The sequence below is a fragment of the Microbacterium yannicii PS01 genome (assembly GCF_000304335.1).
GTDB classification, from domain to species: Bacteria; Actinomycetota; Actinomycetes; order Actinomycetales; family Microbacteriaceae; genus Microbacterium; species Microbacterium yannicii_A.
Map to the genome: position 1 here is coordinate 25,984 of NZ_CAJF01000032.1, position 16,438 is coordinate 42,421.

At 70.0% G+C, this 16,438-nt stretch carries 14 protein-coding genes; 11 read left to right on the forward strand and 3 right to left on the reverse strand.

What is annotated here, in order from left to right; all coding sequences use genetic code 11:
- The first annotated feature begins 6 nt into the window (after positions 1-6).
- From WYM_RS15800 to rocD, 7 genes are all read left to right on the forward strand, one after another.
- On the forward strand, positions 7-1,026 hold the full coding sequence (locus WYM_RS15800) for a LacI family DNA-binding transcriptional regulator (RefSeq protein ID WP_019181814.1): 1,020 nt from the start codon (positions 7-9) through the stop codon (positions 1,024-1,026).
- A 206-nt stretch (positions 1,027-1,232) separates the two neighbouring features.
- Entirely contained in the window at positions 1,233-3,989 is a 2,757-nt protein-coding gene (locus WYM_RS15805) for an alpha/beta hydrolase-fold protein (protein WP_019181815.1), read from the forward strand.
- Positions 3,990-4,203: 214 nt separating this feature from the next.
- Positions 4,204-4,638 carry a hypothetical protein gene (locus WYM_RS15810; protein ID WP_019181816.1) on the forward strand — a complete coding sequence of 145 codons (435 nt, stop codon included), beginning with the start codon at positions 4,204-4,206 and terminating at the stop codon, positions 4,636-4,638.
- On the forward strand, positions 4,638-4,853 hold the full coding sequence (locus tag WYM_RS15815) for a helix-turn-helix transcriptional regulator (protein WP_019181817.1): 216 nt from the start codon (positions 4,638-4,640) through the stop codon (positions 4,851-4,853). The genes WYM_RS15810 and WYM_RS15815 overlap by 1 nt, the downstream gene beginning before the upstream one ends.
- Position 4,854: 1 nt before the next feature.
- Positions 4,855-5,880 carry an NAD(P)-dependent alcohol dehydrogenase gene (locus WYM_RS15820; protein ID WP_019181818.1) on the forward strand — a complete coding sequence of 342 codons (1,026 nt, stop codon included), beginning with the start codon at positions 4,855-4,857 and terminating at the stop codon, positions 5,878-5,880.
- A gap of 282 nt (positions 5,881-6,162) precedes the next feature.
- On the forward strand, positions 6,163-6,963 hold the full coding sequence (gene ddaH / locus WYM_RS15825; protein WP_157525262.1) for a dimethylargininase: 801 nt from the start codon (positions 6,163-6,165) through the stop codon (positions 6,961-6,963).
- A 10-nt stretch (positions 6,964-6,973) separates the two neighbouring features.
- Positions 6,974-8,200, forward strand: coding sequence for an ornithine--oxo-acid transaminase (rocD, locus tag WYM_RS15830; protein ID WP_019181820.1), 1,227 nt, complete (start codon positions 6,974-6,976; stop codon positions 8,198-8,200).
- A 3-nt stretch (positions 8,201-8,203) separates the two neighbouring features.
- Here the strand turns inward: rocD and WYM_RS15835 are convergent, their stop codons facing one another.
- Positions 8,204-8,938 carry a FadR/GntR family transcriptional regulator gene (locus WYM_RS15835; RefSeq protein ID WP_019181821.1) on the reverse strand — a complete coding sequence of 245 codons (735 nt, stop codon included), beginning with the start codon at positions 8,936-8,938 and terminating at the stop codon, positions 8,204-8,206.
- Between the two features lie 107 nt (positions 8,939-9,045).
- The gene (locus tag WYM_RS15840) at positions 9,046-10,683 is read right to left on the reverse strand and encodes a molybdopterin-dependent oxidoreductase (protein ID WP_019181822.1); all 1,638 of its coding nucleotides are present in this window, start codon (positions 10,681-10,683) and stop codon (positions 9,046-9,048) included.
- 68 nt (positions 10,684-10,751) lie between these two features.
- On the opposite strand from WYM_RS15840, the gene WYM_RS15845 reads away from it, so the two are divergent.
- The 3 genes from WYM_RS15845 (at position 10,752) to WYM_RS15855 (ending at position 14,354) form a co-directional block, all read left to right on the forward strand.
- The gene (locus WYM_RS15845; RefSeq protein WP_019181823.1) at positions 10,752-12,491 is read left to right on the forward strand and encodes a circularly permuted type 2 ATP-grasp protein; all 1,740 of its coding nucleotides are present in this window, start codon (positions 10,752-10,754) and stop codon (positions 12,489-12,491) included.
- A complete protein-coding gene (locus WYM_RS15850) occupies positions 12,485-13,417 on the forward strand; it encodes an alpha-E domain-containing protein (RefSeq protein WP_019181824.1) in 933 nt (310 codons plus the stop codon). The genes WYM_RS15845 and WYM_RS15850 overlap by 7 nt, the downstream gene beginning before the upstream one ends.
- A gap of 91 nt (positions 13,418-13,508) precedes the next feature.
- Entirely contained in the window at positions 13,509-14,354 is an 846-nt protein-coding gene (locus WYM_RS15855; protein WP_019181825.1) for a transglutaminase family protein, read from the forward strand.
- Between the two features lie 39 nt (positions 14,355-14,393).
- Here WYM_RS15855 and WYM_RS22015 read toward each other — a convergent pair whose 3' ends face one another.
- Positions 14,394-14,549 (reverse strand): hypothetical protein, encoded by a 156-nt coding sequence (locus WYM_RS22015; RefSeq protein WP_019181826.1) that lies wholly within the window; start codon positions 14,547-14,549, stop codon positions 14,394-14,396.
- 166 nt (positions 14,550-14,715) lie between these two features.
- On the opposite strand from WYM_RS22015, the gene WYM_RS20530 reads away from it, so the two are divergent.
- The coding region (locus tag WYM_RS20530; RefSeq protein ID WP_019181827.1) for a glycoside hydrolase family 3 protein at positions 14,716-16,438 on the forward strand (1,723 nt) is incomplete at its 3' end.

A 16,438-nucleotide genomic window follows, 5' to 3' on the forward strand; every position in this document is an offset into this window, starting at 1 on the left:
GAGGTGATGGCACGAACCCAGCGCGTGACCCTCAGCGAGATCGCCGCGCAGGCGGGGGTGTCGCTGTCGACCATCTCGAAGGTGCTCAACGGCGGGTCCGATGTGTCGTCGTCCACGCGGGCGCTCGTCGAGGAGCATCTCCACACGAGCGGCTACCGTCGCAGGAAGAGCAGGCAGCGCCGCGAGTACATCGAGGTGGTCCTCTACGAACTCGAGAGCGAGTGGGCACTGAGGATCCTCGAGGGCGTACGCGAGAGCGCCGCCGAGGCGGGGCTGGCGGTCTCACTCTCGGTCAGCGGCGACCGTCGCGCGCCGGGATCGGAGTGGCTGGAATCCGTCGTTCGCCGCGCTCCCACCGGCATCGTCCTGCTCTTCGCCGGCATCCCGGAGGAGGAGCAGCGCAGGCTCCGAGCACGCGGCATCCCGTACGTCATCATCGATCCCGCGGGCGATCCCGCTCAGGACGTCCCGTCGGTCGGTTCGGCGAACTGGTCGGGCGGGCTGGCGGCGACACGGCATCTGCTCGATCTGGGACACCGCCGCATCGCGGCGATCACCGGCCCCGAGTCGGTGATGTGCTCGCTCGCGCGGCTCGACGGGTATCGCGCGGCGATGTCGTCGGCGCGGACCCCCGTCGCGCCGGAGTGGGTCCGCTTCGGAGACTTCCGGCGCGAAGGAGGAGAGCAGCACGCAGCCGAGCTGCTGCGCCTGCCTGATCCGCCGACGGCCATCTTCGCCGGCAACGACGCGCAGGCGCTTGGGGTGCTGCACGCGGCGGCCGCTCTGGAGGTGAGCGTTCCGGAGCAGCTGTCGGTGGTGGGATTCGACGATCTCGCCATCACCGAACTCGCCCGGCCGCGGCTGACGACCGTGCACCAGCCGCTGCGCGAGATGGCTGAGGAGGCCACACGGCTCGTCCTGCGGCTCCTGGACGACCCGCAGCCCGACGTGACGCGGATCGAGCTCGCGACGCGGCTCGTGATCCGCGATTCCACGGCCGGGCCGCTCGCCGTCGCCCTCGCGTGACGAGCCTCGACCACATGATCGTTGCGTCGGACGCTGATTTACGACGTTGTACATTTTTCCTTGACCGCTAACGATCACGTCTGCAACAGTGGGGCCGACGGGAATTACTACGTTGTAAAGCAGCATCGCCGCTGCCCCGTCTTCGCACCTCGGCCCGCGGGCCTCGCGCCCTCGCCGGTCGTTGAATCACACGAGATGAGGAATCGATGCAGATCACATCCGAGAGCCGGCGTCCTCGCCGGTCCGGCAGGTCGAGACGGGTCGTCGCGCTGGTCACAGCCGCACTCGTCGCCCTGACCGGTCTCGCGGCTGCCGCCCCCGCGGCCGCCGCCGATCCCTGGATCGCCGTCCAGGAGGACGGGTACCTGCGGATCGCGGTCCCCGCCGCCGCCGTCGAGGAAGCGGTCGGACCGGTATCGCAGGTCGTCGTCGAGGGCAACTTCGGGCCCTCGCACAATTGGGCGCAGATCGGTCTGCAGCGCAGCGGCGCCAACTGGACCGCGACCTACGGACCCTTCGAACCGGGCCTGTACTACTACCAGGTCACCGGAGACGACAGCAAGGTGCTGAAGGATTCGAGCAACCCGACGAGCGTCGCCTCCGAGCCGGAGTGGAGCACGTTCTTCATTCCCGGTGAGTCCGCGGCCCTGCTCGCCGACAGCGCCGAGGAAGCGGGCACGATCGAGACGCTCGCGTACGACAGCTCCGTCGCCGGCGAGGAGCGGCAGGCGCTCGTGTGGGTGCCTCCGACCTACAAGCCCAAGGGCAAGAAGCTCCCGGTGCTCTATCTGCAGCACGGTGGCGGACAGAGCTACCGCGATTGGGTGGAGGTCGGGCGGGCCGAGCAGATCCTCGACAACCTCTGGCTGTCGGGTCAGCTCGAAGACATGCTCGTCGTGATGGGCAACGGGAACGTGGACGACTTCTCGGCGGAGCTGCTGGAGAACATCGTTCCCGCGGTGGAGGGCACCTACAACGTGTCGCCCTCGAAGAACAAGCGCGCGCTGGCTGGTCTGTCGATGGGCGGCGGTCAGACGTTCGAGGTGTTCAGCGAGCACCCGGGAGAGTTCAGCGCGATCGGCACGTTCGGCGCCGGGCGCTTCGGTGACCTGGACGACATCCCGGTCCGGAAGATGAACAACCGCACCGACCTCTTCCGCGTCTATGTCGGCAACAAGACCGACGTCGCGTACAACGACGTCTTCGACTCCTTCCAGAAGTTCGATGCGCTCGGTCTGGAGTACCAGTTCGACGGCGTGAACCCGGATGCGGGACACAACTGGAACGCGTGGCAGGAGAACCTCATCGACTTCGCGCCCCGTCTGTTCACGGGAGCGTCGTCGGACCCGGGCATGAGCGAGGGGCACACGGCCCTCACGGAGCGGTTCGAACCGCCCGCTCCGGGCACGACGCCGACCCCCTTCATCACCGACGACGGCTTTGTGACGTTCGAGACCACGACGGACTTCGCCGACGCGGAGTACGTGTCGGTTTGGGCGAACTGGGCCCCGGGCGGCAGCTGGCTCCGAGTGGAGATGAACAAGGTCGGCGACCGCTGGCGCGCGACGGTGGGTCCGCTCGAGGAGAAGTTCTACCACTACCGGCTCATCGTCGACCGTCAGGCGGTCAAGGATGCATCCAACCCGACGAAGGTGACGTCCGAGCCGGCGTGGAGCACGTTCCTCATCGAGGGCGAGGGATCGCGCCTGCTCACGGACGTCCCGGAGGGGCAGGGTGGCGACCTCGAGGTGATGTCGTACCAGAGCTCCGTCGCCGGGCAGGAGCGCAGCGCGTACGTCTGGACCCCGCCGGGGTACGACGCCGAGCGCCCCGAGCCCTATCCGCTGTTCGTGCTGAACCACGGCGGCGGACAGAGCTGGACCGATTGGGTCGAGGTCGGGCGGGCGCGCCAGATCCTCGACAACCTGTCCAACGACGGGTCGATCCAGCCGATGGTCGTCGTGATGCCCAACGGCAATGTCAGCGACTACCCCCGGGAGTTGCTCGAGAACGTCGTGCCGGTGACCGAGGAGCGCTACAACGTCAGCAGCAATCCCGCCAAGCGCGCGCTCGCCGGGCTCTCGGCCGGTGGTGCGCGCACGGTCTCGGTGCTCAAGGCACACCCCGGTGAGTTCGCGTGGATCGGGACGTTCGCGGCCGGGTTCGGCGGCACGGCCGGAGTGGATGCGGCGGCGATCAACGCCGGCACGGAGCTCTACCGGCTCTACACCGGCGACATCACCGACTTCACCTACGGGTCGGTGATGAACTCCCTCCCGGTGCTGGACCAGCTGGGCATCGAGTACGAGTTCAACGGGGTGACTGTCGGGCCTCACGGATGGGACGTGTGGCAGAAGAACCTGATCGACTTCGCCCCGCGCCTGTTCCAGACCCTCCCCGCCGACACCGTGCGGCCGGAGGCGACCCTGGTCTCGCCGGCCACGCCGGGTCCGTTCGGGGCCGTGGACCTGCGAGTCGACGCCGCTGACCTCGGTGGTCTGGAGCGCATCGTGGCGAACGTCTACCGCGGTTCGACTCTCGTGCAGAGCACTCAGACAGCGATCGGCGGCGCCGAGAGCGGTGTGCACACGGCGACGGTGAACCTGCCGTCGGGCGAGTACACGGTGCGCTACAACGCGCAGGACCGCGCGGGCAACATCTCCCAGACGGGATCGTTCGCGTTCACGGTCGACGTCGACGCACCGACGGCGACCGTGAAGGACGGTGCCGAGTTCACCGTGCCGGCCGGTGATGCCTACTCGGTCATCAGCTACAAGCTGCATGACCCGGTGGGAATCGACAAGGTCGTCATCAACGGTGTGACGAAGGACCTCACGAACAACGCGTGGTCGGATGTCAACGGCATCCGTCCCGGAGTGTTCGGGGCGGTCGCCGGTGAGAACGAGATGGTCGTGTTCGACATCGCGGGCAACACCGCGAGCTACACCTTCCAGCTCCAGTAGGACGCACATGCACCGACGCTCTCCCCGGATGGGGGGAGCGTCGGCGCATGTCTGCGCGGCGTCACCCCGAAGCCGGCATCCGGCTCACGGCGAGGGCATCGCGGCGGTGTCGCTGACCATCAGACCATCGTGTCATGTAAAGAATTCTTGACAGAACCGATCGTGCGGGGCTACTCTCCGGTGTAAAGAATCTTTTACTCGGAGGGTCGTCGTCATGGTTTACGAAGAGCGCAACGTCTGGGCGGGGCTCATCGTCAGCCTCGTCGGGATGACCGTCTATGTCATCGTCGTGCTGAGTCGGGCCGGAGGCGGCCCGCTCACCGAGGTCGACTGGGTCCCGATCATGCTGTGGACCATCGGCGGCAGCATCGTTGCCACCATCGTGCTCAGCATCCTGTGGGGCATCCTCGCCGGCATGTTCGACCCGGAGGGCGTCGGCAAGTCCGACCAGCGCGACCGCGACATCGCACGGATGGGGAGTCGCGTGGGTCAGGCCTTCCTCGTGATCGCCGGCCTCGGCGTGATCGTGCTGTGCGCGGTCGAGGCGGACTGGTTCTGGATCGCCAACACGATGTTCTTCGGCTTCGCGCTCTCGGCGATGGTCGGCGGAGTCGCCAGCGTCATCGCCTACCGCCGGGGGCTGGTCTGATGGTCAAGCCCACGCGCGTCACCAACGCCATCCGTTCGCTGCGCGAGTCCGCGGGACTCACGCAGGCCGATCTGGCCGGGCGCATCGGCGTCACCCGTCAGACCCTCATCGCGATCGAGCAGGGCAAGTACTCGCCCACGCTCGAGCTCGCCTTCCAGATCTCCCGCGTCTTCGGGGTCGGCCTCGATGACGTCTTCCAATACCCGGAGGCATGACATGACCGCTCGAGCCCCTCACGACGCGCCCGCTCTCACCGGCACGATGCCCGCGTGGCGTCAGCATCGCTACGGCGATCCCGATGTTGTCGCCCTCGAAGAGACCCGCATCCCCGCTCCCGGACCCGGCGAGGTGCTGCTGCGCGTTCGCGCGACCGCACTCAACAACGGCGACATCCGCGTGCTCCGCGGTGAACCGCTACTGGTGCGTCTCGCGTTCGGCCTGCGGCGCCCGAAGCAGCCGGTGCGGGGAATGGATGTCGCCGCCACCGTCGCCGGGCTCGGGAAAGGCGTCACGGAGTTCGCGGTCGGCGACGAGATCGTCGTCGAGCTGCCCGCGGGCGGCGGGCTCGCCGCCTCTGCGATCGCGCCCGTGAAACGGCTGGTGCGGCGGCCGGCCGGTCTGGCCCCGGCCGTCGCGGCCGCCCTTCCCATCGCGGCGGGCACCGCGTGGCAGGCGCTCGATCGGGCGCGCGTCGCAGCGGGCCAGCGGGTCCTCGTCATCGGCGCCTCGGGCGGGGTGGGGCACTTCGCCGTGCAGCTGGCCGCCCTCCGGGGCGCCGAGGTGTGGGCGCTGTCGGGCGAGCCGAATCGGGAGCTTGTCGAAAGCCTCGGCGCAACCCGCACCTTCGACTACCGGCGGGTGCAGCCGGGGTCGGCCGAGCTTCCGGACGGCTCGTTCGACGCGGTGATCGACATCGCCGGCACCGCTCCGCTGCGCGCGCTGCAGCGACTCGTGCGCGACGGCGGCGCGGTCGCACTCGTGTCGGGCGAGGGCGGACGGGTTCTGGGTCCGATCGGCCGGCTGGCCGCGGCATCCGCTCGCTCGCTCTTCTCGCGCCGGCGGTTGCGGCCGGTCGCGGCCGTCGCGAACCGCGACATCCTCGCCGAATTGGTCGCGCTGGCCGAGGCAGGCCGCATCCAGCCCGTCATCGAGCGCACCTATGCGTTCGGCGAGAGCGCCGCCGCGCTTGTGCACGTGGCCGCCGGCCACACAGCCGGCAAGGTCGTGGTGCTCGCGGCATAAGAGCGTGCAGATCTCAGGCTCTGCACAGGAGGCGTGAGAGAATGAGGGCGGCGTGCCCGAGTCGCCGGCTTCCGCAGCTCCGCCGGGCCTCTGGACAGCGTCCGCCGCACGTTCGCAAGGAGACTGATGTCCACCCACGACACCGCGCCCGCCGCCTCGACCACCACCGCCGCTTCGACGGGCTCAGCGACCGGAACCGGATCAGCGACCGGAACCGGATCAGCGACCGAGACGGGCTCAGCGTCCGGGACGGAGCGGATCCAGCAGCACCGCCGCTACCTCATGTGCCGTCCCGAGCACTTCACGGTGAGCTACACCATCAACCCGTGGATGGAGCCGGCGAACCCGACCGACACCGCGCTCGCGGTGCGGCAGTGGCAGAAGCTGTACGACACCTACATCGAGCTGGGCCACGACGTGCAGCTCATCGATCCGATCGAGGGCCTGCCCGACATGGTCTACACCGCCAACGGCGGCTTCGTGATCGATGGCATCGCGTACGGCGCGAAGTTCCGTTTCCCGGAGCGCGTGCCCGAGGGCCCCGCGTTCATGGAGTGGTTCCGGGCGAACGGCTTCGAGGTCGCCGAGCCGGTCGAGGTCAATGAGGGCGAGGGCGACTTCCTGCTCGTCGGCGACACGATCCTCGCGGGCTCCGGCTTCCGCTCCACCGGCGACAGCCACCGCGAGCTCGCCGACGTCTTCGGCAAGGAGGTCGTCAGCCTCACGCTCGTCGATCCGCGCTTCTATCACCTCGACACCGCGATCTCGGTGCTCGATCCCGTCGAGGGACCCGGCGGCGTGCAGCGCGCCAACATCGCGTACCTGCCCGGCGCGTTCGACGAGGCGAGCCAGGCGATCCTCGCCGAGCGCTACCCCGATGCGATCCGCGTCGCCGATGCCGACGGGGCCGTCTTCGGACTCAACTCGGCCAGCGACGGCCGCAACGTGATCATCTCGCCGCGTGCGAAGGGCTTCGAGGCCCAGCTGCGCGAGCGCGGCTACAACCCCGTGCTGGTCGACCTGTCCGAGCTGCTGCTCGGCGGCGGCGGCATCAAGTGCTGCACGCTCGAGCTGCGGCACTGACAGGAGCATCATGACCCCCTCGCACGCCACCCTCGACACCGGGATGATCCGCATCATCGCCGGTGAGGAAGAGCACGTCGCCCACAACTACCACCCGCTTCCCGTCGTGATCTCGCGCGGTGAGGGCGCATGGGTGACGGATGTCGAGGGCAAGCGCTACCTCGATCTGCTCTCGGCCTACTCGGCGCTGAACTTCGGGCACGGGCATCCCGCCCTGCTGGCCGCCGCCCAGGAGCAGCTGAACCGTCTCACGCTCACCAGCCGGGCGTACCACAACGACCGCCTCGGCCCCTTCGCCGCGGCGCTGGCAGAACTGTGCGGCAAGGAGCTCGTGCTGCCGATGAACACCGGCGCCGAAGCGGTCGAGACCGGCATCAAGGTCGCGCGCGCATGGGGTTATCGCGTCAAGGGGATCGCCCCGGATGCCGCGGCCATCGTCGTCGCGCACGGCAACTTCCACGGGCGCACCACCACGATCGTCGGCTTCAGCGACGACCCCGATGCGCGCGGGGACTTCGGTCCGTTCGCGCCGGGATTCGTGGGCGTCCCGTTCGGCGACGCCGCGGCGATCGAAGCGGCGATCACGCCCGAGACCGCAGCCGTCCTGATCGAGCCGATCCAGGGCGAGGCGGGCGTCGTGCTGCCTCCCGACGGATACCTGCGTGCCGTCCGCGAGATCTGCACCGCCCACAACGTCCTGATGATCGCCGATGAGATCCAGTCCGGTCTCGGCCGCGTGGGCGAGACGTTCGCCTGCGACCGCGAGGGCGTGGTCCCCGATGTGTATCTGCTCGGCAAGGCGCTGGGCGGCGGCATCCTTCCCCTCTCCGCCGTCGTCGCCGACCGCGACGTTCTCGGTGTCATCCGGCCCGGCGAGCACGGCTCGACCTTCGGGGGCAATCCGCTGGCGGCGGCCGTCGGGCTGCGCGTGGTCGAGATGCTGCAGGGAGGCGAGTTCCAGAGCCGTGCGAAGCTCCTCGGCGAGCACCTCGAATCCACGCTGGGCGCGCTCGTCGGGCAGGGCGTGACGGCCGTGCGCGTCGTCGGGCTGTGGGCCGGCGTCGACATCGACCCGGCGGTCGGAACGGGACGCGACGTCGCCGAGAAGCTCATCGGGCGCGGTGTGCTCGTGAAAGACACGCACGGGCAGACGATCCGCATCGCGCCGCCGCTCGTGGTGCGCGCGACCGAGCTCGACTGGGCCGTCGAGCAGCTGCGGGTCGTGCTCGCAGGCTGACGCCTACGCTCCCGAGCCGCTGTTCGTGAGCCGGCCCGGTTCGGAGGCCTCGGCCGTGTCTGTCCCTGCGACCCCGAAGTGCCGGCGCATCGCGCGGCGGGCGCTCTCGGGATCGCGAGCCTCGATGGCATCGACGATCTCGTGGTGGACGCGGTCATCGGCGTAGCGGCTGACGCCGCCCCCGGCCGTCCGCGCCAGTTCGCGGCGCCGGGCGGCGATGTCGGCGCGGAGCACGTGGTACAGCCCCGCGTGGAGAAGGCGCAGAACCGAGTTGCCGACAGCACGTTCGAGATGCCGATGGAACGCCAGGTCGGCTTCCAGCGCGGCGACCTCGTCGCCGGACTCGGCCGACTCGATCATCCGATCGACGTCGGCGCGCAGCACCGCGACCTGCTCGGGCGTCGCCCGCGTCGCCGCGGCCTCGGCGATCGACTCTTCGACCATGACCCGGGATTCGGCGAACTCCTCGTCGCTGACCAGGCCGAGCGCGCGCGAGAGCGAGAAGTACGAGCTCACGAACTCGGATGTCGGATCGGCGAGGTAGGTCCCGCGCCCCTGCGCCCGCTGCACGAAGCCGAGACGCTCCAGAACGGCGAGCTGTTCGCGCAGCGCGCCTCTGCTCATTCCCAGCGCTTCGCAGAGATCGCGCTCGGGCGGCAGCCGCCGTCGTCCGGACTCCTCGTCGATCGTTGCGACCTGCAACAGGCGCGCGACAAGCGCCTCCAGCGGCTCAGACACTGACTACCTCCCCCAATGAGGCGGCGTTCTTCCCCCCGGAGCCGCCTTCCGGCATGCTACCGGGCGTCGGTGTCCGGACGCGCCAACGGCGACGAAATGCGTGCTCGTCAGGTGATCTGGACGGTGCGCTCGTGCCAGCCGGTGGCGCCGTCCGGCGCCGGTGCGGCCCGCTCGGGGGTCTGCTGCGCTCCGTCCTTGCCGACCGCGCGGCAGCGGATGACGTGCTCTCCGGATGCCGCCGCCCAGGGCATGCTCCACTGCACCCAGGTGTCGTCCGAGATGGCGGTGGCCAGCGTCGCAGCCTGCCAGGGTCCGTCGTCGATCTGCACCTCGACCGCAGCGACGCCGGTGTGCTGCTGCCACGCGACGCCCGCGATCACGGTGTCGCCGGCGTCGAGGCTCTGGCCGGTGCGCGGCACGTCGATGCGGGACTGCAGCTTGATGGGCCCGCGCTCGGACCAGCCGCGGTCGGTCCAGTACGCGCGGGTCGTGTCGAACCGCGTGACTTCGAGTTCGACCAGCCACTTCGTCGCCGAGACGTACCCGTACAGCCCCGGCACCACCATGCGCACCGGGAATCCGTGCGGGAGCGGAAGCGGCTCGCCGTTCATGCCGACGGCGAGGATGGCGTTGCGGGAATCGGTGAGTGCCTCGAGGGGAGTGGATGCCGTGAATCCGTCGACCGAACGCGACAGCACCATGTCGGCGTCGGCCGTCGGGCCGGCGCGAGCGAGCAGCTCGCGCACCGGGTAGCCGAGCCAGCGGGCGTTGCCGATGAGTGTGCCGCCGACCTCGTTCGAGACGCACGCCAGCGTGGTCCAGCTCTCTTCCAGCGGAAGCGCGAGGAGCTCGTCCCACGTCAGCTCGAATTCCTGAGCGACCATCCCGTGCACGCGAAGCTTCCACTGGGCGGGGTCGACCTCGGGAACGATGAGCGCGGTGTCGATGCGGTAGAAGCTTCCGTTCGGCGTCACGACGGGAGCGAGGTCGGCGATGCCGAGCTCCGCCCCGGCCGGAACGGGCGGGGCGGCCGAGACGGGGGCGGGAAGCCGCAGGGCATCCCGGGCGGCGGTGACGACGGCCGACCCGGCCAGTCGCACCTGGCTCGCGAGGACGGCGAGGATTCCCCCCGCGGCGGCGGCCCCCGCCCAAGCGAAGAATGCACGGCGGCTCGGTTGCCGGACTTCAGGCGGCTGTTGCGGAGCCGCCGTGATGGGGCCGCTTCCCGCGGCCGCCCCGCGCTCCTCGACCGCCCCGGCTGCCGGGCGTGGCGGCTCGTACCGCGCCGGGGCCGGTCCGCGCAGGAGTCCCACCAGTCCCGCGAGCGTCGCCACCGCGACGGCGCCGGCGATGAGCGACGGGATCCACGACAGCGCGCCGGCATCGGGGCGCGTGGCGGCCACGACCGATCCCGCCGCGCCGACGGCGCCGACGAGCACCACTCCGCTCGGCGGCTTCCGCACCTCGAGCCACCCTGCGAGCGCCGCGGCGAGCACCAGGACGATCCCCATGCCGGTCAGCAGGGCGATCTTGTCGTCGGTGCCGAAGAGGGTGATGGCGGCATCCTTCGCCCACGGCGGGGCGATGTCGATGAGGGCGCCGCCGACGGCTCCGACCGGGCTCGAGGCGGGGGCGAGGAACCGGGCGGCGAGCTCGCCGATGCCGGCGCCGAGCGCGACGGCCGCCACTCCCGCCAGCCAGGCGAGGGGAGTGGGGGTGCGGCGCGCATCCGGGGCCGGAGCCATGGGGCAAGCGTACGTCTGGACCGCCCGCGGAAACACTGCGGCAACATGCCCCGCATTAGGCTCTTCGCATGGGTGATCTGTTCGACGGCTACGGCTCGACGCTGGCGCCGCGCAAGACCCCCTCCGGAACGCCGGCGTTCGACGAGATGTTCGGCCACCCGGCACACCCCGGTGCGGCGGCCGAGTCCCGCCAGGCGTACCGCGAGCTGTATCAGGCGCTGGCGCAGATGACCCAGGAGGAGCTGCGCGGGCGCACCGACTCGCTGGCGAGCTCGTATCTCGCGCAGGGCGTCACCTTCGACTTCGCCGGCGAGGAGCGGCCGTTCCCGCTCGACGCCGTACCCCGCGTCATCGCCTATGACGAGTGGTCGCGCATCGAATCCGGCGTCAAGCAGCGGGTGCGCGCGCTCGAGGCCTTCCTCGACGACGCCTACGGGCACCAGCACTGCGTGCGCGACGAGGTGCTGCCGGCCCAGCTCATCTCGAGCTCTCAGTACTTCTACCGCCAGGCCGCCGGCATCCACTCCGCCAACGGCGTGCGCATCCAGGTCTCGGGCATCGACCTGATCCGCGACGAGCACGGCGAGATGCGGGTGCTCGAAGACAACGTGCGCGTGCCCTCCGGCGTGAGCTACGTCATCTCCAATCGCCGAGTGATGGCGCAGACGCTGCCCGAGCTGTTCGTGTCGATGCGGGTGCGGCCGGTGGGCGATTACCCCAACAAGCTCCTGGCGGCGCTCCGGGCGTCGGCGCCTGCCGGCATCGAAGACCCGAACGTCGTCGTGCTGACGCCCGGCGTCTACAACTCGGCGTACTTCGAGCACACGCTGCTCGCGCGGCTCATGGGCGTCGAACTCGTCGAGGGCCGCGACCTGCTGTGCGTGGGCGGCAAGGTCTTCATGCGGACCACTCGCGGACCGAAGCGCGTCGACGTCATCTATCGCCGCGTCGACGACGACTTCCTCGACCCGCTGCAGTTCCGTGCCGATTCGATGCTCGGTGCTCCCGGGCTCATGCTCGCGGCGCGCCTGGGCAACGTCACGATCGCCAACGCCGTGGGCAACGGCGTCGCCGACGACAAGCTGCTCTACACCTACGTGCCCGACCTCATCCGCTATTACCTCGCCGAGGAGCCCATCCTCAAGAACGTCGACACGTGGCGGCTCGAAGACCCGGGCGCCCTCGAGGAGGTGCTGGATCGCCTGGACGAGCTGGTGGTCAAGCCCGTCGACGGGTCGGGCGGCAAGGGACTGGTCGTAGGGCCGGATGCCACGCCCTCCGAACTCGAGAAGCTGCGGCAGCGGCTGCTCGCCGACCCGCGCGGCTGGATCGCGCAGCCGGTCGTCATGCTCTCGACGATCCCGACGCTCGTCGAAGACGGCATGCGTCCGCGCCACGCCGACCTCCGCCCCTTCGCGGTCAACGACGGCGAGGACGTCTGGGTGCTCCCGGGCGGCCTCACCCGCGTCGCCCTTCCCGAGGGGCAGCTCGTCGTGAACTCCAGCCAGGGCGGCGGCTCGAAGGACACGTGGGTCATCGGCGGCTCCGCGCCCGCTCACGTGGAGTACGGGCAGGGTCTGGGCGTGTCCGGACTGGTCGCGGATCAGGCCGCGACGGTCACCGCCGCGATCCCGATCATCTACGACGGCCAGCCCGAGCCGACACACTCTCCGCAGGACCGTCCGCGCACCCGCACCGAGCAGCAGGAGCAGCAGCAGCAGGAGCAGCAGCAGGCGCAGGGCGCGGCTGCGGCATCCGCCTCTCCGGCCTTCTCGTCCGAAGAGCCGGGCGAGGAGGCGCCATGCTGAGCCGCATCGCCGAGTCCCTCTTCTGGATCGGACGCTACATCGAGCGGTCCGACGGCACCGCCCGCATCCTCGACGTGCACCTCCAGCTGCTGCTGGAAGACCCGTGGATCGACGAAGACACCGCGTGCCGGTCGCTCCTGAGCGTCATGGGATCGCTGCCGCCCGCCGACGTCGACCAGGTGCGCCGCGAAGACGTGCTCGCCCGCCTCGCGGTCGACCGCATGAATCCCTCGAGCATCGCCTACGCGCTCACGGCGTCGCGCGAGAACGCACGCCGCGCCCGCGAGATCGTGTCGACCGAGCTGTGGGAGACCCTCAACACGACGAACGCACGGATGCCGCGGCGCCTGCAGGCCGACCGCGTGCACGAGTTCTTCCAGTGGGTGCGCGAGCGGGCCGCGCTCGCGGTGGGCATCGTGGACTCGTCGACCAGTCGCGACGAGGCCTGGCAGTTCTTCACGCTGGGACGCAGCATCGAGCGCACCGACATGACGGCGCGGATGCTGGCGACCAGGTCTCTCACCGAGGCATCGGGTCCGTCCTGGACGACGATCCTGCGCTCGTGCGGCGCGTACGAGGCGTATCTGCGCACCTACCGGGGCATGCCGAGCGCGCGCAACGCCGCCGAGTTCCTGCTGCTCGACCGGCTGTTCCCTCGCTCGATCATCTACTCGATCCAGCGGTCCGAGGAGTGCATGAGCGCGATCGACCCGCGCGCCGACCGCGTGGGCCACTCCAACACGGTGCTGCGGGCCCTCGGCCAGATCCGCAACGACCTCGAGTACCGGCCGATCTCCGAGATCCTGAACGAGCTGCCGCAGCACATGCAGCGGGTGCAGACGGTCACGCGCGAGGCCTCCGAGGGCATCCGCAGCCGGTTCTTCCCGACGCAGGCCGAGCCGAGCTGGATCGGAGAGATCTCATGACCCGTCGACCGGTTGGTGAGCTTGTCGAACCACAGAGACCGCGACAGGCTCAGCGGCCGGCAGATCGCATCGGCGAGCGGGAGGGACGCTCGTGAAGAGACTCCGTATCGAGCACCAGACCGGCTTCTCGTACCAGGGGGACGTGTCGGCGTCGTACAACGAGGCGCGCATGCTGCCCGGCTCGACCGACAGCCAGTTCGTGCTCAACTCCGCGCTCGACATCGAGCCCTCGACATCCGTCAACCAGTACGTGGACTACTTCGGCACGCGCGTCGCGGCCTTCGACGTGCTCTCGCCGCACTCGGCGCTCACGATCACGGCGCGTTCGCTCGTCGAGGTCCGTCCGCGCCCCCTGGAGCACATCGATATCACGTGGGACGGCCTGGCGCGCGAGTCCAAGCGCTCGATGGACACCGTCGAGCAGCTCACTCAGACCGGCCGTACCCGCCCGCACGCCGAGGTGACCGAGCTCGCGCGGTCGATCGCGGCGACGCACGAGCATCCGGGCCGCGCTGCGCATGCGATCGCCGTCGCCGTCGGCGACGCGGTCGAGTACATGCACGGCATCACCGGTGTGCATTCCACCGCGAGTGACGCGTGGGAGGCGCGCAAGGGCGTCTGCCAGGACATCGCTCACGTGACCCTCGGCGCGCTCCGCGAGGTCGGCATCCCGGCGCGCTACGTGTCGGGGTACCTGCACCCGCGGCCGTCCGCCGAGGTGGGCGTGGCCGTGACGGGCGAGTCGCACGCGTGGATCGAGTGGTTCGCGGGCGAGTGGCAGGGTTTCGACCCGACGAACAACATCGAGATCGGCGACCGCCACGTGCTCGTGGGGCGCGGCCGCGACTACAGCGACGTGCCGCCGTTGCGGGGCGTCTACGCGGGGCCCTTCAAGAGCCACCTGCACGTGAAGGTGACGATCACCCGCGAGGCGTAGCCGGCGGCCGCCTGGAATGCCGACGCCCCGGGCTCCAGGTCAGGCCGGGGGCGCGTCGGGGTCGAGGGTCTTGAGGGTGTCCTCCTCGGCCGGGTTGTCGGCCTCGAGCTGCTCCTCGGTGGTCTCGTCACCGCCGGTGGGGCTGTCGTCGGCGGGTTGGTCCCCGGATTCCTGCGGTGCTCGATCGTCGCTCATGTCTTCACGCTAGGCCCCTGCGTCACACCTCGGGAGGGGATTGACGTCGAGACCCAGGAGTCGGATCGGAACTCTTGACCCCGCGAATGAATCGTGTCACCGTAGAGCGGTCTACAGAGCGTAGAGCGGTCTACGGACCGCGCACCTCAACGGAGAGGGATCGACGATGACGTTGCTCGAGAGAAATCCGGAAGGCCGCCCGCCGCGAACACGGCGGCGCCTCACCGCCCTGCTGATGGGCGCGGTGATGCTGGCCGCGGGCGGTGTGGTCGCCATCGCGGCACCCGCCGCGGCCGCCGACTGCGCGACGGTTCCCTGGATGGACACCGCGAAGTCCGCCGACGAGCGCGCCCAGGCGCTGCTGGCCGCCAGCAGCCAGCACCAGAAGTACCGCTGGCTGGTGGAGCAGCCGGCCAACAGCCCGCAGCAGACGACGTGGTCGGGCGACGTCGTCTATCCCGCCCAGGTCGAGTGCACGCCCACCGTGATCTACGCCAACGGACCGGACGGCGTGTACGGCAGCCGCGGGACCACCGCGTGGCCCGGTCCGATCGCCGTCGCGGCGACGTGGGATCTGGCTCTGGGCCAGCAGAAGGCCGAGGCGCACGGCCGAGAGTCGTTCGACAAGCGCAGCGCCGTCGTGCTCGGCCCCGGCATCGCGAGCGGCCGCACTCCGCTGTCGGGTCGCGGATCGGAGTACTTCGGCGAGGACCCCCTGCTGTCCGGCCTGATGGCCGCCGCGAACGTGCGCGGCCTCGAGAACCGCGAGGACGGCAAGCCCGTCGTCGCCAACCTCAAGCACTACGTCGCGAACGAGCAGGAGACCGACCGGGAGGAGAGCTCGTCGAACATGGACGAGCGCACCCTCCGTCAGGTGTACGAACTGCCGTACGAGATCGCCGTGAAGGAGAGCGATCCCGGCAGCATCATGTGCTCGTACAACCAGGTCAACGGCGTCTACGCGTGCGAGAACGACATCCTCACGACGAGCGTCCGCGACCAGATGGGCTTCGAGGGCTATGTCATGAGCGACTTCGGGTCGGTGCACTCGACCGCCCAGTCGCTCAACGCCGGACTCGACCAGGAGCTCAACCGGCCGATCTGGTTCACTCCGGCCAAGCTCGATGCCGCGCTCGCGGCGGGCGAGATCACGCAGCAGCGGATCGACGAGGCGGCGTACCGCGTGGTGAGGTCGTACATCGAGGGTGGTCTGTTCGATCACCCCGTGCCCTCGACGCCGGTTGCGGACGTCTCGACGGCCGAGCACAAGCAGCTGGCGCGGCAGATCGCCGAAGAGAGCACCGTGCTGCTGAAGAACGACGGCGCACTGCCGCTCGCCGACGACGCGGCGACGGTCGCCGTGATCGGGCAGACGGCCTCGACCGTCGCCACCGGCGGCGTGAGCGCGAAGACAGGGTGTGCGTGGTACCTCGTGTTCATCCGCGGGACCGCGCTCAACTGCGACGCCATCGCGGCGCCGCTGGACAGCATCACCGCGAAGGTGGAAGCCGCCGGAGGCACCGTCCTGTACGACAGCGGCACCGATCCCGCCCAGGCAGCGGCGGTGGCCGCGCAGGCGGACGTCTCGGTCGTGTTCGGCCACTACACGATGGGTGAGACGACCGACCTGGCCGACCTGCGCCTGGACGCGAACGGCGATGCCCTCATCGCAGCGGTGGCCGCGGCATCCGACAAGACGATCGCCGTGCTCAACGCAGGCAGCGCCGTCGAGATGCCGTGGATCGGCGACGTCGACGCGGTGCTGCACGCCTGGCACTCGGGCGAGCAGTTCGGTCCGGCGTTGGCCGGCCTGCTGTGGGGCGACGTCAACCCGTCCGGCAAGCTGCCGATGACCTTCCCCGTCTCGCTCGCCGACACGCCCACGAACA